General features: G+C 64.0%; 21 protein-coding genes and 1 pseudogene. 9 read left to right on the top strand and 13 right to left on the bottom strand.

Going from position 1 to position 20,306, the window contains the following annotated elements:
• The first annotated feature begins 32 nt into the window (after positions 1-32).
• The gene (locus ABIA40_RS24785; protein ID WP_404543641.1) at positions 33-380 is read left to right on the top strand and encodes an SDR family NAD(P)-dependent oxidoreductase; all 348 of its coding nucleotides are present in this window, start codon (positions 33-35) and stop codon (positions 378-380) included.
• 70 nt (positions 381-450) lie between these two features.
• On the opposite strand, the gene ABIA40_RS24780 is transcribed toward ABIA40_RS24785, so the two are convergent.
• The 12 genes and pseudogenes from ABIA40_RS24780 to ABIA40_RS24725 form a co-directional block, all read right to left on the bottom strand.
• Entirely contained in the window at positions 451-1,425 is a 975-nt protein-coding gene (locus tag ABIA40_RS24780) for a tripartite tricarboxylate transporter substrate-binding protein (RefSeq protein ID WP_404543639.1), read from the bottom strand.
• 24 nt (positions 1,426-1,449) lie between these two features.
• Positions 1,450-2,167, bottom strand: a pseudogene (locus ABIA40_RS24775) (GntR family transcriptional regulator).
• Positions 2,168-2,190: 23 nt separating this feature from the next.
• The gene (locus ABIA40_RS24770; RefSeq protein WP_404543638.1) at positions 2,191-2,931 is read right to left on the bottom strand and encodes an SDR family oxidoreductase; all 741 of its coding nucleotides are present in this window, start codon (positions 2,929-2,931) and stop codon (positions 2,191-2,193) included.
• Positions 2,932-2,955: 24 nt separating this feature from the next.
• Positions 2,956-3,726 carry an SDR family oxidoreductase gene (locus ABIA40_RS24765; protein WP_404543636.1) on the bottom strand — a complete coding sequence of 257 codons (771 nt, stop codon included), beginning with the start codon at positions 3,724-3,726 and terminating at the stop codon, positions 2,956-2,958.
• Between the two features lie 16 nt (positions 3,727-3,742).
• Entirely contained in the window at positions 3,743-4,123 is a 381-nt protein-coding gene (locus ABIA40_RS24760; protein WP_036011548.1) for a carboxymuconolactone decarboxylase family protein, read from the bottom strand.
• A 29-nt stretch (positions 4,124-4,152) separates the two neighbouring features.
• Positions 4,153-5,388 (bottom strand): ABC transporter substrate-binding protein, encoded by a 1,236-nt coding sequence (locus ABIA40_RS24755; protein ID WP_275497221.1) that lies wholly within the window; start codon positions 5,386-5,388, stop codon positions 4,153-4,155.
• 30 nt (positions 5,389-5,418) lie between these two features.
• Positions 5,419-6,651, bottom strand: coding sequence for an ABC transporter substrate-binding protein (locus ABIA40_RS24750; protein ID WP_404543634.1), 1,233 nt, complete (start codon positions 6,649-6,651; stop codon positions 5,419-5,421).
• 32 nt (positions 6,652-6,683) lie between these two features.
• Positions 6,684-7,391: an ABC transporter ATP-binding protein gene (locus ABIA40_RS24745; RefSeq protein WP_036011537.1), complete on the bottom strand. Its 708-nt coding sequence runs from the start codon at positions 7,389-7,391 to the stop codon at positions 6,684-6,686.
• Positions 7,378-9,150, bottom strand: a complete 1,773-nt coding sequence (locus ABIA40_RS24740) for a branched-chain amino acid ABC transporter ATP-binding protein/permease (protein ID WP_275509194.1) — start codon at positions 9,148-9,150, stop codon at positions 7,378-7,380. Before ABIA40_RS24740 ends, ABIA40_RS24745 begins: the two co-directional genes overlap by 14 nt.
• A 2-nt stretch (positions 9,151-9,152) precedes the next feature.
• A complete protein-coding gene (locus tag ABIA40_RS24735) occupies positions 9,153-10,088 on the bottom strand; it encodes a branched-chain amino acid ABC transporter permease (protein WP_036011532.1) in 936 nt (311 codons plus the stop codon).
• 79 nt (positions 10,089-10,167) lie between these two features.
• On the bottom strand, positions 10,168-11,562 hold the full coding sequence (locus tag ABIA40_RS24730; RefSeq protein ID WP_404543632.1) for an MmgE/PrpD family protein: 1,395 nt from the start codon (positions 11,560-11,562) through the stop codon (positions 10,168-10,170).
• 30 nt (positions 11,563-11,592) lie between these two features.
• Positions 11,593-12,486, bottom strand: a complete 894-nt coding sequence (locus ABIA40_RS24725; RefSeq protein ID WP_404543631.1) for an NAD(P)-dependent oxidoreductase — start codon at positions 12,484-12,486, stop codon at positions 11,593-11,595.
• 83 nt (positions 12,487-12,569) lie between these two features.
• Between ABIA40_RS24725 and ABIA40_RS24720 the strand changes: the two genes are divergently transcribed.
• From ABIA40_RS24720 to ABIA40_RS24705, 4 genes are all read left to right on the top strand, one after another.
• A complete protein-coding gene (locus ABIA40_RS24720) occupies positions 12,570-14,075 on the top strand; it encodes an MmgE/PrpD family protein (protein ID WP_404543630.1) in 1,506 nt (501 codons plus the stop codon).
• Positions 14,076-14,103: 28 nt separating this feature from the next.
• Positions 14,104-14,490 (top strand): carboxymuconolactone decarboxylase family protein, encoded by a 387-nt coding sequence (locus ABIA40_RS24715; RefSeq protein WP_157285224.1) that lies wholly within the window; start codon positions 14,104-14,106, stop codon positions 14,488-14,490.
• A gap of 27 nt (positions 14,491-14,517) precedes the next feature.
• Entirely contained in the window at positions 14,518-15,327 is an 810-nt protein-coding gene (locus tag ABIA40_RS24710; protein WP_404543628.1) for an N-acyl homoserine lactonase family protein, read from the top strand.
• A 112-nt stretch (positions 15,328-15,439) separates the two neighbouring features.
• Positions 15,440-15,637: a hypothetical protein gene (locus ABIA40_RS24705; protein ID WP_404543626.1), complete on the top strand. Its 198-nt coding sequence runs from the start codon at positions 15,440-15,442 to the stop codon at positions 15,635-15,637.
• 37 nt (positions 15,638-15,674) lie between these two features.
• Here ABIA40_RS24705 and ABIA40_RS24700 read toward each other — a convergent pair whose 3' ends face one another.
• The gene (locus ABIA40_RS24700) at positions 15,675-16,280 is read right to left on the bottom strand and encodes a MarR family winged helix-turn-helix transcriptional regulator (RefSeq protein WP_404543625.1); all 606 of its coding nucleotides are present in this window, start codon (positions 16,278-16,280) and stop codon (positions 15,675-15,677) included.
• Between the two features lie 151 nt (positions 16,281-16,431).
• Between ABIA40_RS24700 and ABIA40_RS24695 the strand changes: the two genes are divergently transcribed.
• Genes ABIA40_RS24695 through ABIA40_RS24680 form a run of 4 tightly spaced genes read left to right on the top strand, consistent with a single transcriptional unit; the run spans position 16,432 to position 20,279 of the window.
• Positions 16,432-16,950 carry a flavin reductase family protein gene (locus tag ABIA40_RS24695; protein ID WP_404543623.1) on the top strand — a complete coding sequence of 173 codons (519 nt, stop codon included), beginning with the start codon at positions 16,432-16,434 and terminating at the stop codon, positions 16,948-16,950.
• Between the two features lie 20 nt (positions 16,951-16,970).
• The gene (locus tag ABIA40_RS24690; RefSeq protein WP_404543621.1) at positions 16,971-18,440 is read left to right on the top strand and encodes a 4-hydroxyphenylacetate 3-hydroxylase family protein; all 1,470 of its coding nucleotides are present in this window, start codon (positions 16,971-16,973) and stop codon (positions 18,438-18,440) included.
• 17 nt (positions 18,441-18,457) lie between these two features.
• A complete protein-coding gene (locus tag ABIA40_RS24685) occupies positions 18,458-18,838 on the top strand; it encodes a cupin (RefSeq protein WP_404543619.1) in 381 nt (126 codons plus the stop codon).
• A 52-nt stretch (positions 18,839-18,890) separates the two neighbouring features.
• On the top strand, positions 18,891-20,279 hold the full coding sequence (locus tag ABIA40_RS24680; protein ID WP_404543617.1) for an ABC transporter substrate-binding protein: 1,389 nt from the start codon (positions 18,891-18,893) through the stop codon (positions 20,277-20,279).
• The last annotated feature ends 27 nt before the right edge of the window (positions 20,280-20,306 follow it).

The raw sequence follows: 20,306 nt of genomic DNA, 5'->3' as shown, positions 1-20,306 counted from the left end.
TGTGTCGGCGGCCACGTCGGGCCGTCTTCCAGATGACCCAGGCCGTGGTGCCACATATGAAGGAGCGCAAATACGGGCGGATCGTCAACATCGCCTCGCTCGCCGCTCGAGCGGGCGGTCCGGGACAGTCCCACTACGCTGCATCGAAGTCGGCCGTGGTCGGCTTCACCCGGGTGTCGTCCATGGAGTTCGGCGGCTACGGCATCACGGTCAATGCCGTATGCCCGGGCATCATCGTGACTGAGATGGGGATGAACAATCTCCGCGATCCCGAGCGTGTCGCCTATTTCGAGAAGGTCACGGACCTGCACCGGCTCGGGCAGCCGGAGGACGTCGTCGGGCCCGTTGCGTTCTTTGCGTCTGACGATTCTGCTTTGTGACCGGCCAAGCCCTCAACGTCGACGGAGCATCTTCTACAGCTAGCAACGGGGTCGATCCGCTCTAGCTAACCTATTGCGGCTCGATGCCGGCTGCCTTGATGATCCTTCCCCATTTGCCGATCTCAGCCTTGAGAAAGGCTTCAAGGGCTTCCGGCGTCGCGCGTTCGGGTTCAACCGGGGACATGCTGAGCTCACCAAACCGATTGATCAGGGCGGGATCCTTCAACGCGGTCTGCAGCGCGCCGACGAGTTGGTCGACGACGGGCTTCGGCGTGCCGCGCGGGGCGTAGAGGCCATACCACGTCGTCACGTCGAACGCGGGAAGGCCGGCCTCGGCCGAGGTCGGCACGTTCGGCAGCGTTGCAACCCGCTTCTTGCTCGTGATCGCGTAGCCCTTGATCGTGTTCGACTGAATATAAGGCGTCGGCCCGGTTGCAGGGTCGCAATAAACGTCGATGTGGCCGGCGATGACGTCGTTCAGCGCTGGGCCGCCGCCCTTGTAGTAGATCGGGGTGAGCTTGGTATCGGTGGTGCTCATGAACATCAAACCGCAGAGCTGTGAGGCCGAGCCGAGTCCGACATTGCCGAAGGTGATCTTGTCGCCGGCATTGCGGATCTGCGCGATGAGCTCGTTGAGGTCCTTGGCGGGAAAGTTCGGCCGCGCCACGAGGATCATTGGGACGTCGGTGACGAGCCCGATGGGGGCGAAATCGCCGACCGGATCGAACGGCAGCTTGGCGTAGAGGGCCGGCGCGGTGGCCTGGCCGACATGCATCAGCAGCAGCGTGTAGCCGTCGGGGGCCGCCTTGGCGACACGGTTGGTGCCGAGCGTGCCGCCGGCGCCGACGGCGTTTTCGATCACGATCGACTGCTTCAGCGTCGCACTCATCGCGCCGCCGAGGATGCGTGCGATCACGTCGCCGGGACCGCCAGCTGAGAACGGCACGATCATCGTGACCGGGCGGGTGGGGTAGTCTTCCGCAATGGCTGCGCGGCAGGGATAGAGCAGGGCAAACAGGATCAGCGATCGTACGAGATACGTCATCGAACACTCCCTGGCGGCAATGTTTTAGTCGTCGGAAGGCGCCGCCTCCTTGGCTGCCGACGATTTTTCGATCATGTCGAGCGCGGCCACCGCAGCCGCATTGATGTGGTCGACGCAGCAGCGCTCGGCGAGGTCAGCATCGCCGTTCTGGATCGCGCGCCAGATCGCGGTAACCTCGCGCAAACTCTTGTTGATCCGCTTCGGCTGCGACATCGAGGTGATCCGCAACAGCTGGATTCGGTCATGCAGCGGCTTGAGCATGCGCTCGATGAACGCGTTGCGGGCAGCCACCGATCAGAGCAGCGTAAAAGTCGGTCTTGGCTTCCAGGCATCCGACGAGGTCCTGCTTGGCTGCGGCTGCCTTCAGCCGGGTCAGAGCTTCCCCGATCCGGCGAGCCACTTCCGGGTCGTGAAGCCTGGCGCATTCACGGCCGGCGAAGCCTTCGAGCACCGCGCGGGCGGCGTAGAGCTGCCGGGCCTCCTCCAGGCTGATCGTGGAGACCACAGGGCCGCGGTGAGGGACCGTATTGACCAGCCCGTCGGCCTCGAGGGCGCGTAGTGCTTCGCGGATCGAGGGGCGGCTGACGCCCATCATCTCGCAGAGCTCGCGCTCGACCAGGCGCTGGCCCGGTTTCAGCGTGCCGGACATGATCGCCTCGCGCAGCTTTTGCGCCACCATCGCTCGGACGGTCGGTACGTCATCGATGCGGAGTGTCGACTGCAATTCGCGGCGTCTTTCCATGTCCGGGCCTTGGTTGGAATGATTCAATACCGGTTTACAGGCAGAATCATCATTTCGGCAATTTGAACGTGGGCGGGCTGATCCAGCGCGAACACGATCGAGCGGGCGATGTCGGCCGGCTCGAGCGCCATCCTGAACTGGTCGAAATAGTCCTTTTCCTTCTGCTTGTCGCCGCGGTAGCGGGTCAGGATGATGTTGGTCCTGGTCAGGCCGGGCTGGAGCTCGGTGACCCGGATCGCGGTGTCCGCCAGCTCGCCCCGGAGGGTCTCGGTGAACATGTGCACGCCGGCCTTGCTGGTGCTGTAGGCCGCCATATCCGGGATTATACGGACGGCGTTGATGGAGCTGATGTTGACGATATGGCCGGCGTTGCGCTTGACCATGTCGGGGAGGATCGCGCGGGTGACGCGCATCAGGCCAATCAGGTTGGTCTGAATGATGTTGGACCAGTCGTCGGCGGAGCCGGCGTCGAAGCGTGTCCGGCCGCCGATGTCATGCCCGGCATTGTTGATGAGGATTTCGACCGGCTTGAAATGAGCAGGAATGACCTCCGGCAGACTATCCACGTCCCGGGAATCGCTTACGTCGAGCTGAATCGGAAACACCTTGTCGCCGACGGTGGCCGCCAGCTGCTGAAGCGCCTTGGCGTCACGATCGACCAGCACGACGCGGCGGCCGCTGTCCAGCAGCGCCTTGGTGATGGCGCGTCCCATGCCGCCGGCAGCGCCGGTCAGGACGACGGTCTGGCCTGGTTGTTCGGTCATCTCAGCACTCCCATTCCAATGCTCTCATGCGATTGACCAGCCGCCGTCGATGGGCAGGCTGGCGCCGGTGATGTCATTTGCCGCGGTACCGCAGAGAAAGACGACCATGGCGGCGACCGCATCCATTTCGACGAAGCGCTGCGTCGGCTGCCGCTCGCCAAGATATTCGCGGGTCACGTCATCGACGGGGCGTCCGCTATTCGCGGCCATCGTCGCGATCTTGTTCAGGATCGCCGGCGTCGGCAGCGTACCCGGGCAGAGCGCGTTGCAGGTGATTCCGCTGCGGGCGGTCTCGATGGCCACCGCGCGGGTCATGCCCAGAATTGCCGCTTTGGTCGTGACGTAGTCGATGCGATCTTCGATCGCGCGGCTCGAATAGATCGAGCCGATATTGATGATCCGGCCCCAGCCGCGCTGCTTCATCGCGGGCAGCGCAAGGCGGATCAGGTGGAACGGCGCCGACAGGTTAACAGCGAGCGCCTGGTCCCAGCGATCGGGTGGAAACTGCTCGATCGTCGAGAAATGCCTGACAACGGCGTTGTTGACAAGGATGTCGATGGCGCCGCAGCGGTCGAGCAGGCCAACCATCATGCTCTCGATGTCGTCGCGCCCGGACAGATCGGCAGCGGCGGGGATGACCTCGACGCCGAAGCGGGCGCTGAGGTTGTCCGCGGGCTGCTTCGGCGCAACGAGGTCGTGCAGGACAATGTTGCAGCCCGCGCCGGCCAGGCCTTCCGCGATGGCGAGGCCAAGGCCTGCGGTCGCGCCGGTCACGAGTGCCCATTTGCCCTTCATCGCAGCCCGCGCTCCCTTATTTCTTGTCGAGCTCGGCGAAGACTTCCTTCGCGTTGCGGAACGCGTCCACGCCGGCCGGCACGCCGCAATAGATCGCGACCTGCATGAAAACCTCGCGGATCTCCTCTTTGGTCGCGCCATTGGCGAGGGCGCCGCGGACGTGGGTCTTCAGCTCGTGCGGACGGTTGAGCGCGCAGAGCATCGCCAGATTGAGGAAGCTGCGCGTCTTTCGCGTCAGCCCTTCGCGGCCCCAGACGTAACCCCAGCAATACTCGGTGGTCAGATCCTGCATCGGGCGGTTGAACTCGTCGGCTGACGCGATCGCCTTGTCGACGAACTCGCTGCCGAGCACGCTTTTGCGGATTTCGAGGCCGCGGTCGTAGGTCGCCTTGTCCATTCTGTTCTCCGTTTCGCTTTCGAGCGGTATCAGGTCTTGGGCCAGAACGGCTTCGCCAGCGCAAGCTCAGGCGGGAACACCGTCACCGGCACGCCGGATTGCCACTGCACGATGGTCATGCCGGCGCCGACGCGACGGCCTTTCTGGTCGAACTTGATCTCGCCCAGCGGGTAATATTTCGAGGGACCCGCATCCATGGTGCGCAGCGCTTCGCCGACGGCGACGCGGTCGGCCTTGCCGGCCTTCTCCAGCGCGTCCTTGATCACCCACATGTCGCCATAGGTGGAGATCGCGTTCTGCGTCATCCACGGCTCCTTGTAGCGGGTCTTCAATTCGGCGATCAGGGCTTCGTGGCCCTTTGCGCCCCAGCTCGCAACGCAGGTCAGGACTCCCTGTAGCAGTTCAGGGCTCACGGTCTGCAGCATGTCCGGCTCGGCGATGGCGATGCCGAACGAGATGGTTGGCACCTTGCCCTGGCCGAGGCCGAACTCGTTCATCTTCTCGAGCAGCAATTTTGCGTCCGAGATCACCGTCGGCAGGAAGAAGAGCAGGTCGGGTTTGGCCGAGCGAATCTTCTGAACCAGCGACGTCGCGTCCGCCAGCGGCGGAGTGAAGGTCTCGTCCACGATCGGCTGCAGCTGGTTCTCTGCCAGCAGGCCCTCGCGCATCGATTTCGCCGAGGCGATCGACGCCGCCGTGTTGTCGGTGAGGATCGCGACCGTCTTCGGCCGCTTGCCCGACGCCGTCTCGGCCAGCTTGATGATTTGCGGCAAGGCCTGACGGGCCTGTGAGCCTGCCGTGGCCGAGGTCTGGAACACGTATTTGAAGCCGCGATCCGTGATCAGGTCGGAGTAGGAGAGAGTGAGGACGGGCAAGTTGGCGCGTTCCGTGACCTCGGTGACCGCGAGCGTGAAGGATGACAGGTAGGCGCCGCTTGCTGCGACCAGGTCGCTCTCCTGCGCCACCATACGCTGGGCGGCGTTCTTGGCCTTCTCAGTGGTGTCGCCGGAATCGAGCACCACGAGCTTCAGCTTGGCGCCGCCGAGCGCCTTGACTCCGCCTTGCGCGTTGATGTGCTCGACGGCCATCTCGGCGCCCTGACGCATCACCGTGCCGGGACGGGCGTAGATACCGGAGATCGGCACCAAGAGGCCGACCTTCACCTCCGAAGGCTGCTGGGCCCAGGCGTGGGATGCGATCAGCGTGCCGGACGCGCCCGCAAGCAGTGTTCGACGGGTGATCGTGATCTTGCTCGTTGCACTCATGACAATCCTCCTCCCTGAAAATGCGCGATGCTATTTCTTCGGCCAGAACGGCTGCGCCTGCGCGAGCTCGGGCGGATAGACGGTGATTGGCACGCCCGATTGCCATTGCACGATGACGACGCCGGCACCGACCCTGCGGCCCTTCTCGTCGAACTTGAGCTGTCCGCCGGGATAGTATTTCGACGGTCCGGCATCCATGGTGCGGAAGGCCTGCGCGACCGCATTGCGGTCAGCCTTGCCGGCCTTCTCCAAGGCTTCCTTCATCAGCCACATGTCGCCATAGGTCGAGATGACGTTCTGCGTCATCCAGGGCTCCTTGTATTTCGCCTTGAGCTCGGCGATCAGCGCCTCGTGACCTTTCGAGCCCCAATTGGCGACGATGGTCATGATGCCCTGCACTGTCTCCGGGCTCACACTCTGGAGCATGTCCGGCTCGGCGATGGTGATGCTGAAGGACACGGTCGGGATCTTGCCCTGGCCAAGGCCGAACTCGCTGATCTTCTCGAGCCCCAGCTTGGCGTCCGACACCGCATTCGGCATGAACAGCAGCAGATCGGGCTTGGCCGAGCGAACTTTTTGGATGAGCGGGGTGGCGTCCGCGAGAGGCGGCGTCCACACCTCCTCGACGACGAGCTGCAGGCCTTCCTGCGCGAACAGCTTCTCCTTCAGCGCCTTGGCCGTGGCAACCGAAGTCGCGGTGTTGTCCATCAACATCGCGACCGTCTTCGGCTTCTTGCCCGACGCATTCTCGGCGAGCTTCATCAGAGTCGGCAATCCGAGCTCGGACTGGCGGCTCGCGGTCGCGGCGGTCTGGAAGATGTATTTGAAGCCGCGGTCCGTCAGAAGATCCGAATAGGACAGCGTCAGCACCGGCAGCTCGGCACGCTCGGTCACTTCGGTGACCGCCAGCGTGAAGGACGACAGATAGGATCCGGTGGCAGCGACGAGATCCGGCTCCTGCGCCACCATGCGCTGCGCCGCGTTCTTGGCCTTCTCGGTGGTGTCGCCGCAATCGATCACGACGAGCTTCAGCTTGGCGCCGCCGAGCGCCTTGATGCCGCCCTGCGCGTTGATGTGCTCGATGCCCATCTCGGCGCCCATCTTCATCACCTGACCGGGGCGGGTGTAGATGCCCGACAACGGCACGATCAGTCCGACCTTGATCTCGGCCGGTGTCTGCGCGCGTGCCACGCCGGCAAGGCCCACGGCGGCGGCGCCGTACAGCACGGTCCGTCGCGAGAGTCCCTTCGATGTCTTGTTCATTTTGTTTGCTCCCTGGTCTTTTTTTATGGTCGTCACATACCGAGATAGGCCTTCCGCACGCGGTCGTCGGCGCGCAGCGTGTCGTTGTTGCCTTCGAGCACGACATGGCCGGCTTCGAGGACGTAGCCGTGGTCCGCGGATTCCAGCGCTTCCGCCACGCGCTGCTCGACCAGCAGCATGGTCAGCCCGGACTGGCGGCGAATCTCGATCAGCCGATCGAAGATGAAGTCGGCGGTTGAGGGCGCCAGCCCCATCGAGGGTTCGTCCAGCATCAAGAGTTTCGGGGAGGAGGCGAGGCCGCGGCCGATCGCGAGCATCTGCTGCTGGCCGCCTGACATCGTGCCTGCGAACTGGCTGCGGCGCTCCTTCAGCACCGGCAGCCATTCGAAGATGCGCTCGATGTTGCTCTGCCAGTCGCGTCGACCGCTCTCCGTCATCGCACCCATCTCCAGATTCTCCATCACGGTCAGTGACGGGAAGACTTGGCGGCCTTCGGGGACGTGGGCGATGCCGAGATGGGCGCGCTGTGGCGGCGGCACTGCGAGGAGATCGACGCCGTCGAACGTGATGGCCCCGCCGCTTGGCTTGACGATGCCGGAGATGGTCTTGAACAGCGTGGTCTTGCCGGCGCCGTTTGGCCCGACGATCGCGACGAACTGGCCGGCGCCGACATTGATCGAGATGTCGTTCAGCACGGGTTTGGCCGAATAGCCCGCGCTCAATCCCTCAATTCGCAGCATGGCCCACCCATTTCTTGCCGAGATAGGCCTCGATCACGCGGTTGTCGCGCGTCACGACTTCCGGCAGGCCTTCGGTGATGACGGCGCCGTGGTCGAGCACGACGAATCTGTCGACCAGGCGGACCATCGCCTGCATCGTGTGCTCGATGATCGCGATGGTCGTGCCGTCGCGCGCCAGTTGCCGGATCACTGCGACGACCTCGTCGGCTTCGCCGTGGCCGAGGCCTGCGAGCGTCTCGTCGAGCAGCAGGATGCGTGGCTGGCCGGCGATCGCGCGGGCAAGCTCCATCAGCCGCAGCTCCTTGGTCGAAAGCTCGCCGGCGACGCGGTCGGCGACGGCAGAGAGCCCGACACGGGCAACTGCATCGGCGGCAAGCTTGCGGGCTTCGTCGTCGGACCGCGCGCGCACATAAGCACCGACCACGACGTTGTCGAGGATCGACATGCGCAGGAATGGTCGCATCACCTGGAAGGTGCGGCCGATGCCGGCCTCGCAGATCACGTGCGGTCGTTGGCCGGACATGTTGCGGCCATCGATCAGCACCTCGCCCTCGCTCGGTTTCAGGAAACCATTGAGGAGGTTGAACAGCGTGGTCTTGCCGGCGCCGTTGGGTCCGATGATGCCGAGGATCTCGTTCTGGTGCAGCTTGAAGCTGACATCCTGCACCGCCTTGAGCCCGCCGAAGGACCGCGACAGGTTCTTGACTTCGAGCACGACTTCACCGGTGGCGGCGCGCTGCCGGGGGGCGGGCTTCAGCGTGGTGACGTTGGCAGCCGATGTTTCGGGCGGGTTGGAGGCAGCCGCCTTAGGCGCGATCCGTTTGCGCAGGAGATCGCGCAGCTTCCAGAACAGGCCTTCCGGTGCCAGCAGGATGACGCAGACGATGGCGAAGCCGAAGATCACGCCCTGGATGCCCGGGAAGCGTGCGCCGGCCTCGGCGTGCAGGATCTCGGCGAGCGGGATCAGGATCACCGAGCCGATCACCGGTCCCCAGACCGTGCCGACCCCGCCGAACATCGCAACCGTCAGCGCCTGTGCCGACACCAGCATGCCGAACACCGATTGCGGCGTCACGACCAACAACACCTGCGCGTAAAAGCCGCCGATCGCCGCGGCAATGGCCCCGCTAAGCGTGATCGCGCGCAGCTTCCAGGCGAGCGTATTGATCCCGGCCGCCTCGGCGGCGGCCTCGTTCTGCTTGATCGCGAGCAGTGCCATGCCGAAGCGGGAGCGCTCGATGAATTGCGTCAGCACGATGGTGGCAAGCATGATTGCGAGCCCCAGCAGCGTGTAGATGCGCGGATCGGCGAACTGCATGTAGGCGATCGGCGCGTCGCGCTTGATCGGAAGCGTCACCTCCTGGAAGCCGAGCCACTCGAACACGTAGAGGATGGCAAGCGGGTAGGCGAGCATCGCCAGGGCGAAATAGTGGCCCTGGAGGCGGAAGGTCGGAAATCCGATCAGCAGCCCGGCGATGCCGCCGAGCACGGCCGCGATGGGGATCAGCAGCCAGGGGGAGATGTCGAAATAGATCTGGCCGAGCGCGGTTGCATAGGCGCCGATGCCGAAGAACGCGGCGTGGCCGAACGAGATCAGTCCGGTGTAGCCGCTGAGCAGGTTCCAGGAGAGGCCGAACACCGCCCACACCGGCACCAGCGTCAGGATCAGCTGGTAGTAGGAATTGGTGACGCCGAGCGACAGCGCGGCATAGGCGATCGTGAAGAGCAGGGGAGGAAGAAAGGAGCGCATCCGGAGCATGATCACGTCCTCTCCACCATCCGCCCGAAGAAGCCTTGCGGTCGGAAGAAGATGATGAGGAGGAAGACGGCGAAGATCGCGGCGTTCTGCAGCTGCGTCGGCAGGATCAGCGTCGACATCTGCTGCACGAGCCCGATCGTCATGCCGCCCCAGAACGCGCCGATGATGCTGCCCATGCCGCCGAGCACGACGCCCGCATACATGACGATGACGTATTCGAGGCCAACGAACGGGTGGAACGGATAGTTCGTAGCGAGGAGGCCGCCGGCGATCGCCGTGATGCCGCAGCCGAGCGCGAAGGCGGTCCGGTGCGCGCGGTCGACGTCGATGCCCATATAGGTCGCGGCGGTCGGATTATCCGCGGCGGCGCGAAGCGATTTGCCGATCCGCGTGCGCGTAATCAGCAGCGAAAGCAGGATCATCATGATCAGCGAAACGATCATGTCGATGCTGCGGGCCTTGTTGAGAAAGATGCTCATGTCGAAGAAGGGGCCGAGCTCCCAGGCCGAGCTCGACAGCGGCGTGCGGATCGAGGCCAGCACCGAGCCGAACACGATGAGGCCGCCGTTCTGCAGGATCAGCGCGATGCCGAGCGTGAGGATCAGCTGGGCGTAGTGTCCCTCGCCTTCGAGCGAGGCGGTGCGCGTCCCCGAGACGTGCGAGATCAGTGCCCGGTGGACGAAGTAGCCGAATACGGCAAGCACGGGGCCGGCCAGCAGGATGGAGACGAACGGTCCGACGGCATTGCCGAAGAACGACTGAACGCCGGCGGCGGTGAACAGATAGAAGGCAGTGTACATGCCGAGCATCATGAAATCGCCATGGGCGAAGTTGATGACGCGCATGACGCCGAAGATCAGGCCGAGCCCGACGCACATCAGGCCGTAGACGGCGCCGATCAGAAGGCCCGCGGCGAGCGCTTGCAAAAATCCTTCCATCAGCTTCGCCTCCGCGCGGCTGACGAACCTAAGCGGGTCTCGAAGTCGACCATGTTTCCCCCGTACTCTCCGGCACTTCTTATGATGCCGATCGTGAAACCCGTTCCGCCGTGTCCAGGCGGCATAGTGCTGCGATATCGCCGGCATTGCCGAGCCGTTCGCAGTTCTCGATGAGTTGCTCCAACTGGCACGTGCGGTCCTCACCGAGGACTCCCTGAGCGGCCGTGCGAAAGCGCGTGCGAATATCTGAAGGCGTTGCGGCGATGACGTCGGGTAGCGCGTGCCGGATCGTCCGGCCGCTCTGCAGATGCACGGTCACATCCGCGCCCTGCTTGTCGGGGAACGCGGTGGTGAAGCCGACATCCGGCTCAAGCTTCGTGATCGCAACCAGGCGGATGATATCGACATCATCGAGTTCGGCGTAGTTGCCTTCCTCGATCTCGCCCCTCACGAGCGTGGCCGCGACGCTGAAGGGAATGCTCATTTTGGCCTGGAGCGCGTTGCGATACGGGCCGGTGGAGGCGCACCCAGGATAGCGCACGGCGGCATCGGGAGCGCGAATGACGACGCGGTCGATCTCCTCGGGGCCGGCGAGTTCGTGCGAGACGCGAAGGGCCGCTTGCGCGGCGGTCTGCGCGAAATTGCAGGCCGGCACCGGCTTGTTGTAGACCGCCATGATCTCGCATTCGCCATTCGGGAACAGCGCGATGCTGTCGGGCGCGGCCTGGCGACGATAGGCGGCGAACAGGCCCGCTTCGCCTTCGAGGATCGTTTCGGAGCCGAAAGCGCCGGCTGCGGCGAGGCCGACTGCCTTGATCGCATTGCTGGCGGCGAAGCCGGGATGAAAATACATGTCGGAGCCGCCTGCATGCGGCCACTCGTTGAGACCGCTGGACGTGTTGGCTGCGATCGCGATGGCGCTGGTCGCTGCGTCTTCGGACAGGTTGAGCGCGAAACTTCCGGCGAGCGCCGCGCCCAGAGGGGCCACGAGGCCGGTCGGACGATAGAGCCGGGCGAGATCGGAGGTCAGCAACGCGCGGCCGATCCGCGCGCCGGTCTCATAGCCGATGATCGCGGCTGCGAGCAGCCTCGAGCCGTGCAGCTGCGACTGTTCGGACAGCGCGAGCAATGTCGGCCAGATCACCACGCCGTGGTGCGCAATGCTGGCGGCATGCATGTCTTCCCGCACGAGTCCGTGCCCCATCACGGCATTGGCGAAGGCGGCATCGGCCGGCGCTGAGAGTTGCGACATTCCGACGATGGTTGCGCTGCCGCCACCTTGTGCGATCGCGATTGCCTGACGACTCCAGGGATGATGACCCGCCTCGAAGGCGCAGGACAGGAAGTCGAGCAGGCAGAGCTTGGCCTTGGCGACCACTTCAGGCCCGAAATCTCCGAAATCAACGGCAAACGCGCTCCGCGCCATCTGGCGCGCGAGCGATACCTTGCCTGATCCGGTCGGGCCGTTCGTCATCGCAAGTGTGTCTCCCAAAGGTTCTTGCGCTCAGCCGCGCATCTCGACTCCGGCCCACTCCTCGAGCACCTTGGCGATCGAGGTGAAATCGGATGACGGGCCGTATTTGGCGTTGGTGATCGCCAGCATCTGCCGTACCACTGCGCCGCAGACCATCGGCACGCCCATGGCCTCGGCCTCGTCCACGCAGAGACGGACGTCCTTGTAGGAAAGGCCGGTGGTGAATCCGAAATCGAACGTGCCCGGCAGCACCGAACGGGGAAATTTGTCTTCGGAGGCGCTGTTGCGGCCGCTGCTGGCGTTGATGATATCGATCAGCACCTTGGCGTTGACGCCGCCCTTGACGCCCATGGCGACCGCTTCCGACGTGATCACCAGCGCCGCCGCCGCCATCAGATTGTTGGCGAGCTTGGCGGTCTGCGCCACGCCGGGCTTGTCGCCGGTGTAGAACAGCTTGCCGAAATTCTTCAGGATCGGCTGCACGACGTCGTAAGTCGCTTGCGGGCACGACACCATAACGGCGAGCGTGCCGTTCACGGCGCCCTTGATGCCGCCGCTGACGGGCGCATCGACCAGCGTCATGCCTTTGGCTTTCAGCCCTTCCGCAACGAACTTCGCCGCGCCGGGACCAGAGGTCGAGAGATCAACGACGATCTTGGCGCGGCTGCCGCTGCTGATGCCGTCCTCGCCGAGAGTGACGGCCTTGACGATGTCGGGCGTCGGCAGACTGGCGAGCACGATGTCGGCGCGCGAGGCGACGTCGGCCGGCGACTTGCCGACCAAGGCACCGCGCTTGACCAGCGGCTGCGTCGCGTCGGTCTGCGTGTCGTAGACGACGAGCGAATAGCCCGCGTCCATCAACCGCCCCGCCATGGGGCCGCCCATGCGGCCGGTTCCGATCACTCCGAGCGTCTCTCCCGGCATAGTTCACTCCCTGTAGCGCGCCCCAGCAGGGTGCGCCGTCTTGATCTTGTTGTTGTCTGTCGCCGGCCGTTCCGGACGGCCGTGTGGCGGCGGGACCCCGCGCCAGCGTTCGGATTGTTATGATTGTCAGACAAGCTGTCAAGCATAACATTTGGGGTCGACAGTTTGCCGCGGATCGGCATAAGGTCCGAAAAACGAGGAAGACGCCCCGCGTGCCGCAAGACTCAATTCCCAGCGTGAGCAGGACGCTCGCCGATTTCGTCGCGGCGACGTCGTGGGCGGACGTGGAGGCGCAGAGCGGCGAGGCGCGGCGCTCGATACTGAATTTCTTCGCCACGGCACTCGGCTCCGCACGCGATCCGGTGGTGATGGCGGCGATGCGAACCCTGTCGCCGTTCAGCGGCGCCGCGACCGCGACGGTCATCGGTCATTCGCAGCCGATGGACGCGATGTGCGCATCGTTTCTCAACGCCATCTCGGCCAATCTGCTCGATTTCGATGACACCCATCCCGAGACGATCATTCATCCGGCGGCACCGGTCGCAGCTCCAGTCCTCGCACTCGCGGAGACGCATAAACTGTCTGGACGCGAATTGTTGACGGCGTTCATCCTCGGTGTGGACGTCGAATGCCGCATCGGCGCCGCCGTTTCGCCGCGCCATTATGCGCGCGGCTGGCACATCACTTCGACCTGCGGGATCTTTGGCGCCGCGGCGGCTTGCGCCAAACTATTGGGCCTGCCCGCGGAGGTCATTGCGAATGCCATCGGGCTCGCGGCGAGCCAGTCGGCAGGCAATGTCGAGAACCTGCCCAGTGCCGCGAAGAATGTCAGCGTCGGTAACGCTGCGCGCAACGGTTTGTTTGCGGCGCTGCTTGCAGAGCAGGGTTATGAGGCGGCCCCCCACGCCATTGAAGGCCCGGTCGGTTGGGCTCGCACCATGGGTGACAAGCCGGATATTGCCCGCTTGCTTGATGGTCTCGGCAAGACCTTTGAGATCGCCAGGAACACCTACAAGCCCTATCCCGCCGGCATCGTTTTTCATGCGGTCATTGATGCCTGCCTTCAGTTGCGAGAGCAGATCGGTCGGCGATTCGACCAGATCGACACCGTGACCGTTCAAGGCTCGACGCTGCTGCTTGCGCGCGGCGACCGCCCCGTCAACAACGAGCGCGATGCGCGCGTCAGCATCCATCATTCCGTGGCGTGTGGATTGCTGCTCGGCAGAGCCGGCGTCGCCGAGTTTGCACGCGAGACGGTCGTCCGGCCCGATATTGTGCAGCTGCGACAGAAGGTGAGGGCGGAGTGGGATGACGGGATGCCGGATGGTGCGGCACGCGTGACCGTGCGCCTGTCGTCCGGCGAGGTTTTCACCGAGACCGTCATCTCGCCGCGCGGCAGCCTGGCAGCGCCGCTTGGAGATCGCGATCTCGAGGCCAAGCTGCGCGAAAGCGTGCGAACGGGCCAGAGCAATTGGGACGCGGATGGTGTCATCGACGCCGTCTGGCGTCTCGATGCGGTGGCTGACGTCGCCGAACTGCTGCGATCGTTGCGGCCGCCCTCGGCGATGCGCCGAACAACTTCCATCTAGACTCTCGCAAGACCTGAAAGGGACGATCATGACCAAGACCGAACTGTTCGAAAAGGGCCTCAAAGTCCGCAAGGAGGTGCTCGGCGAGGACTACGTCAACAAATCGATCGCCGGTGCCGACGAGTTCACGCGCACGATGGCGGAATGGTCCACCGAATTCTGCTGGGGCGCGCTGTGGACGCGGCCCGGCGTCGACCGTCGCACGCGCTCGATCGTCAATTTGGCGATGCTCGGCGCACTGAACCGGCCGCACGAGCTGAAGCTGCACGTGAAGGGCGCGTTGAAGAACGGGCTGACCAAGGAGGAGATCAAGGAGATCCTGCTCCAGGTCGCCGTCTATTGCGGCGTGCCCGCCGGCATCGACGCTTTCCGCAACGCACGCGAGGCTTTCAAGGAAGTTGACGCGGAGTCCTGAACGCGCCCCATTTGGTTGGTGGAAGTCATGAGCGAGCCGGAATACGAGCTCTTTGCCATCCGCTACGCGACGCGGGATGCGCGGCGGAGCGAGCACTTCATCGGCGGTGACCCGCACGACGGGCCGATGCCGATGGATTACTTTATGTGGCTGGCGAGGGGTGGCGGACGCGTCTTCGTCATTGACACCGGCTTCAACGCCGCGATCGCGAAGCAGCGCAAGCGGGCGTTCCTGCGCTGTCCGGTTGAAACGCTTCGCGCCTTCGACATCGACGCAGCCGACGTCAGGGATGTGATCCTCACGCATCTGCACTACGACCATGCCGGCAATTTCGACCGCTTTCCGAACGCGCGATTTCATCTCCAGGAGCGCGAGCTTGCCTACGCCACCGGCCGCTACATGCAATATCCGAGGCTGTCGCATTCCTTCGAGGTCGAGGATGTCTGCGGCATCGTGCGGCTGAACTATGCGCGCCGCGTCCTGTTCTACGATGGCGATGCTGAGATCGCTCCGGGGCTGACGGTCCATGCGGCGGGGGGACATTCCGCCGGGCTTCAATTCGTCCGGGCCAACACGCGCCGCGGTCCGGTCGTGCTCGCTTCCGACGTCAGTCATTTCTACGAAAACCTGACCAGCGAGCGTCCCTTTACGACGGCGTTTCATGTCGGCGACATGCTGGTGGGGTTCGACAAACTGCGCGCCGCAGCGCCGGATGCGGACCACATCGTTCCAGGTCACGATCCGCTCGTCATGATGCATTATCCAGCGCCGACTCCGGATCTGAACGGGATCGCGGTCCGCTTGGATGTGGCGCCGTCCGGGCCTGCTCACTCCTAGGGCGGCGAGAGGACCACGCACCGCATCCTTGTCGAGCTTCCGCATCTTCAACTCTGGCACGATCTGCGGCCGATCGGAGACGGCTGACTATCCTGGCAGAAAGCCGCCATCGATGGCAACGACGGTGCCGGTCGCGTATTGCGAGGCCGGCATGCAGAGGAACGCAACCGCGCAGCATCTAGATCATGATGCGGTCAGGTTGGAGGCGCCAAGCGGATTGGAACGAAAGGCCTTCGCCAAGCATCGCTACATCGGGCTCGATGCCGATCTTCTTGATGATCCCGGCCCACTTCGTGGTCTCGGAGATTGAGCCGAGGGCTGGTCAAAACGCCAACCTCCAATTGCCGCTATCGACCGCTGCTGCGCGTTGCGCGCCGCTTCTTGCGGGACTCCGGCGGAGGCGCTGTGGAGGCCGGCTGTTCCTCCTGCGACTTGAGCGTAGCCTGCATATGTACGGCCAGCTTCAACGCGCTATCAGCGTTTGATGCGAGCCGGGACAGCAGCTGGCCCAGCATTTTGAATTCCTCACGCGTCAGCATTCCAAACAGTGCGTCGTTGACCGGTCGCTGCAAGGCGGCAAGGCGGATCAACAAGCTCATTCCACGCTGGGTGAGAGCAAGTTGCACCCGACGTCCGTCCTCGGGATGGGGGGTTTTCTCGAGGAAGCGATCGGACACCAGTTTGTTGATCTCGTTGGTGACGAAGGCGCCGCTCAGGTACAGCCGTTCGGCGACCTGGTTCACGCCCATCGGTTCTTCCGCAGTCGAATTCTTGATCGCGATCAAGATCAGATACTGGGTAGGCGACAGGTCGACAAAGCCCGCGAATATTTCACGGCAGGCTTCGAGGCTGCGTCCGAACGCGAAATAGTCGTAGAGCAGGCCGCGAAGCGTGCGGTCTCCCTCCTTGTCGAGCAGCTCAGGTTTAGACGCCGTCAAAAGCGCATCGGTCACGCGGTCAATCTCCTCACCAAATCATGGCGTTGCGGCTTGCTTAAGAAGCACGCATGCGCCCGCCCGGCAAGTAGGCTTGACATTTCCAGATAGCTTTGCGAAAAAGCTACTTGAGAATTATAATTCGCAGTGGGAAGCGAGGCGGAGTCCGATGGAGGACCGTGCATTCAGGCGTGCCCTGGGCGAATTCGCCACCGGCGTTGCGGTGGTGACGGCGCGCGGCAAGGGGGAAGAGCTCATCGGTATGACCATGAGCTCGTTCAACTCCGTTTCGCTCGATCCGCCGCTCGTTCTCTTCAGTGTCGACCGCAAGGCGCGCAGCCTGCCGGCAATGCTCGAAGCCAAGGGCTTCGCCGTCAACATTCTCGCGCGCGATCAGGAGCAGATCTCCAATCAGTTCGCGCGCGCTCTCTCCGACAAATGGGACCAGGTGAGAACGTCGGTCGGCCATGCCGAGGCGCCGCTGATCTCGGGCGCGATGGCGCATTTTGAATGCACGCCCTATGCGATTTACGAGGGCGGCGATCACGTCATCTTTGTCGTCCGCGTCATCAGGCACGCGAGCCGCGCCGAGGCCGCTGCTCCCCTGATCTTCTTTCGCGGCCGATACCGCGATCTCGTCGATGAGACCGAGCGCGAGCCGACCTGGCCGCTTCCCATCCACTACTAGCTTTGAACCGGAGACCTGCGATGCGTAGCGCAAAGGAATATTTGTCAGGCCTGAAGGACGGCCGGACCATCTACATCAACGGCGCCTCGGTCGGCGATGTCACGACGCACCATGCCTTCCGCAACCTCGCCAGCTCCATGGCGGGCATGTTCGACTTCGCGAGCGCGTCTGAGAACACGGAGCTGATGACCTTCGACACGGGCGCAGGTCGCGCCAACCGCATCTGGCAACTTCCGACCTCCTATGCCGAGCTCGTGATGCGGCGAAAGGCGCTCGAGGCGTGGGCCTCGCTGCATGCCGGCTTCATGGGCCGCGCGCCGGACCACGTGGCGTCGTGCATTTCCGGGCTCTACATGGGGCTCGACGTCTTCAAGGCGTATGATCCTGCCCGCGCCGGCGCGCTCGAGAGCTACTATCGCTACGTCCGCGACAAGGATCTCTATCTCACCTACGTCATCATCAATCCCCAGGCGGACCGCTCGAAAGGCGCAGCCGAACAGGCGGATCCGTTCCTCACCGCGGGAGTCGTCGACCGCGACGCGGAAGGCATCACCATCCGCGGCGCCAAGATGCTCGCCACCGGCGGCGTGGTCGCCGATGAGGTCTTCGTCACCACCATCCAGCCGATGCGTCCGGGCGAGGAGCGTTATGCGATGTCCTTCGCGATTCCGATGAACACGAAGGGCCTCAAGATGCTGTCGCGCAAGTCCTACGAGGATGCCGCTGGCGCAGTGTTCGACAATCCCTTGTCCAGCCGCTTCGACGAGAACGACGCGGTTCTCTACTTCGACGACGTGAAAGTGCCGTGGGACCGCGTCTTCATCGAAGGCAACGTCGAAATGTGCCAGAAGCAGTTTCACGGCACGCCGTGCCACGTCTATCAGAACTACCAGGCGATGGTGCGCTTGAGCGTCAAGCTCAAATTCCTGACCGGCCTTGGGCATCGGACCGCCGACATGAACGGCGTCACCCAGTTCCCGCAGGTGCGCGAAATGCTCGGCCAGCTCGCGGCCGAGACCGGCATGGTCGACGCGCTGGTGGCCGCGATGGAAGCCAAGGGCACGCAGGTCGGTCCCTATTTCATCCCGGACCGGCACACCCTCTACTCCGCGCAGGTGCTGACACAGCAGCTCTACGCGCACGTCATCAATACGCTTCGCGAGCTCGCCGGCGGCGGCATGATCATGCTGCCTTCGTCGGTCGCGGACTTCGACAATCCCGAGATCGCGGCCCTGATCGGCAAGACCCAGCAGTCGCCCAAGGCCAATTCGCATGACCGGGTGAAATTCTACAAGCTCGCTTGGGATGCTGTCGGCTCGGAGTTCGGCTCGCGCCATCAGCAATACGAGATGTTTTACGCCGGCGCGACCTTCGTCACCAAGGGGCATTCCTATCGCACCTACGACTGGGCCGGCGCCGACCGTCTGGTGCAGTCCATGCTCGATTCCTACGACCTCAACGGCGTCTCGGCGGCCAGCAAAGCCGCCTGATCCGAAGGAGACAATGCATGCCCGTCAACAAGAAGCACGACGAATTTCACACGCTCGACATGACCACCGGCTGGGAAGTGCCGGCAGGCTATCCGGCCGGCATCCAGCAGAAGATCATCGCGGGCGGATTGGACGAGGAGAACCGGCGCGGGACACGGACGCGGCTGCTGCGCTTCGCGCCAGGGGTCTACACCACGGCGCCGTTCTCCCACGAATATTGGGAGGAGGTTTATCTGGTTTCGGGTGATTTGATCGTCGGTAACGATGCGGACGGCGAGGGCGGCAAGAGCTTCCCGCCGAACACCTATGCCTGCCGCCCACCGCACGCGCCGCATGGCCCGTTCAAGTCCGTGAACGGCTGTCTGCTTCTCGAGATGCACTATTTCGATCCGGTGTGATCCGGATCGCTGCCGCGAACATCATTCGACCAGCACAGGGGGAAGAGAAGTCATGACGTCCAAAGGTATCTCTATCGTAGTTGCGCGTTGCCTGTCGTCACTTGAACGGCTCTTCAGGCTGGATCGCGGTGTGCCCCAAGGCAAGGTCCGATGGGTGGTGGACGGACTTGCCGGGGCGCTCGCGCTCGGTGTCGTCGCCGCCACGCCGGCCGCTGCGCAGGAGAAGCCGGGCGCGTTGGGGCTGGGTATTTTCACGTTCACATCGGGTCCTGCCGCAGCCTACGGCATGCCGGGCAAGAACGCGGCCGACCTCATGATCGATGAGATCAATGCAAAGGGCGGCATCGGTGGCGTGCCGGTCAGTGCGACCTACGTCGACGAGGCGCAGGGCGCGCAAGGCGTGATCGCAGAGTATCGGCGGCTCGCCGGAGACGCGAAGAACCAGGTCATGGTCGCCGCCCTGTCGAGCGCGAACTGCCTGGCGCTGGCGCCGCTCGCCGAACAGCTCGAGGTCCCCACTGTCGGCTGGAACTGCGATACCCATCAGCTGCTGATGGACGGCAAGAGCAAATTTCTGTTCCGGCCCAACGGCAATACCGTGCCCGAATTCATCGCCTACGCGATCTACCTGCTGGACCGCAAGCCCGACGTGAAGACGGTGGCGATCATCAACCCGGACTACGCGTTCGGCCATGATGCGGCAAAGATCTTCACCGCGGCGTTGAAGGCCCTGAAGCCTGACGTCGAGATCGTCGCCGAGCTCTATCCGAAACTCGGCTCGCCGAACTACCAGACCGAAATCTCGCGCCTTGCGACGGCGCGCCCGGACGTGGTCTTCTCAAATCTTTGGGGGGCCGACCTCGAGAACTTCGTTCGCCAGGCCGCGCCGCGTGGAATCTTCACCTCCAGTCAGGTCATCCTGGCGCTCGGCGAGACCGTGCTGCAACGCGTGCCGTTGCCGGACGGCGTGATCGTCGGTGTTCTCGGTGATGGCTGGTGGATGTCGCCGGACGCCAAGAAGAAGCCGGAGACGGTGAAGTTTGCCGAGGCCTACAAGGCGCGCTTCGGCGAGTATCCGGTGTTCCCGTCGATCAAGATGGCCAACGCGCTGATCTACGTGAAGGGAGCCTACGATGCGGCGATGCAGAAGAACGGCGGCAAATGGCCGACGCGTGCCGAGCTCGCCGCCGCCATGAAGGGCAGCAAGGTCGAGACCTTGACCGGCATGGCGCAGACGCGCGCCGACAATGACGGCCTCGTCGACCAGATCGTCGGCGTCACAGCCAAGACCCCGGCGCAGCAGTTTCCCGTCATCGGCGACATGGCCCGCTACAAGGGCGACAGCCTGATGCCGCAGGCCGGCCAGGATCCGCTCGCCTGGATTGCGACGCTCAAGCCCGAATTCGCAAAGAGCCTGCCGAAGCCCGGCAGTTACAAATAGACCGGGATGATGTTCACGTGAGGGCGT

Source organism: Bradyrhizobium sp. USDA 223, assembly GCF_044909005.1.
GTDB lineage: Bacteria > Pseudomonadota > Alphaproteobacteria > Rhizobiales > Xanthobacteraceae > Bradyrhizobium > Bradyrhizobium yuanmingense.
The sequence above is the reverse complement of the archived record's forward strand: the minus strand, read 5'-3'. Positions and strand labels throughout refer to the sequence as shown.

Bases quoted from the DNA above. Each gene is read 5' to 3' on its own strand.
- ABIA40_RS24685 (WP_404543619.1), top strand. From the start codon at position 18,458: ATGCCCGTCAACAAGAAGCACGACGAATTTCACACGCTCGACATGACC.
- ABIA40_RS24695 (WP_404543623.1), top strand. From the start codon at position 16,432: ATGGAGGACCGTGCATTCAGGCGTGCCCTGGGCGAATTCGCCACCGGC.
- ABIA40_RS24760 (WP_036011548.1), bottom strand. From the start codon at position 4,123: ATGGACAAGGCGACCTACGACCGCGGCCTCGAAATCCGCAAAAGCGTG.
- ABIA40_RS24755 (WP_275497221.1), bottom strand. From the start codon at position 5,388: ATGAGTGCAACGAGCAAGATCACGATCACCCGTCGAACACTGCTTGCG.
- ABIA40_RS24750 (WP_404543634.1), bottom strand. From the start codon at position 6,651: ATGAACAAGACATCGAAGGGACTCTCGCGACGGACCGTGCTGTACGGC.
- ABIA40_RS24765 (WP_404543636.1), bottom strand. From the start codon at position 3,726: ATGAAGGGCAAATGGGCACTCGTGACCGGCGCGACCGCAGGCCTTGGC.
- ABIA40_RS24770 (WP_404543638.1), bottom strand. From the start codon at position 2,931: ATGACCGAACAACCAGGCCAGACCGTCGTCCTGACCGGCGCTGCCGGC.
- ABIA40_RS24690 (WP_404543621.1), top strand. From the start codon at position 16,971: ATGCGTAGCGCAAAGGAATATTTGTCAGGCCTGAAGGACGGCCGGACC.
- ABIA40_RS24680 (WP_404543617.1), top strand. From the start codon at position 18,891: ATGACGTCCAAAGGTATCTCTATCGTAGTTGCGCGTTGCCTGTCGTCA.
- ABIA40_RS24780 (WP_404543639.1), bottom strand. From the start codon at position 1,425: ATGACGTATCTCGTACGATCGCTGATCCTGTTTGCCCTGCTCTATCCC.
- ABIA40_RS24730 (WP_404543632.1), bottom strand. From the start codon at position 11,562: ATGACGAACGGCCCGACCGGATCAGGCAAGGTATCGCTCGCGCGCCAG.
- ABIA40_RS24735 (WP_036011532.1), bottom strand. From the start codon at position 10,088: ATGGAAGGATTTTTGCAAGCGCTCGCCGCGGGCCTTCTGATCGGCGCC.
- ABIA40_RS24725 (WP_404543631.1), bottom strand. From the start codon at position 12,486: ATGCCGGGAGAGACGCTCGGAGTGATCGGAACCGGCCGCATGGGCGGC.
- ABIA40_RS24785 (WP_404543641.1), top strand. From the start codon at position 33: ATGACCCAGGCCGTGGTGCCACATATGAAGGAGCGCAAATACGGGCGG.
- ABIA40_RS24745 (WP_036011537.1), bottom strand. From the start codon at position 7,391: ATGCTGCGAATTGAGGGATTGAGCGCGGGCTATTCGGCCAAACCCGTG.
- ABIA40_RS24710 (WP_404543628.1), top strand. From the start codon at position 14,518: ATGAGCGAGCCGGAATACGAGCTCTTTGCCATCCGCTACGCGACGCGG.
- ABIA40_RS24715 (WP_157285224.1), top strand. From the start codon at position 14,104: ATGACCAAGACCGAACTGTTCGAAAAGGGCCTCAAAGTCCGCAAGGAG.
- ABIA40_RS24740 (WP_275509194.1), bottom strand. From the start codon at position 9,150: ATGCTCCGGATGCGCTCCTTTCTTCCTCCCCTGCTCTTCACGATCGCC.
- ABIA40_RS24705 (WP_404543626.1), top strand. From the start codon at position 15,440: ATGGCAACGACGGTGCCGGTCGCGTATTGCGAGGCCGGCATGCAGAGG.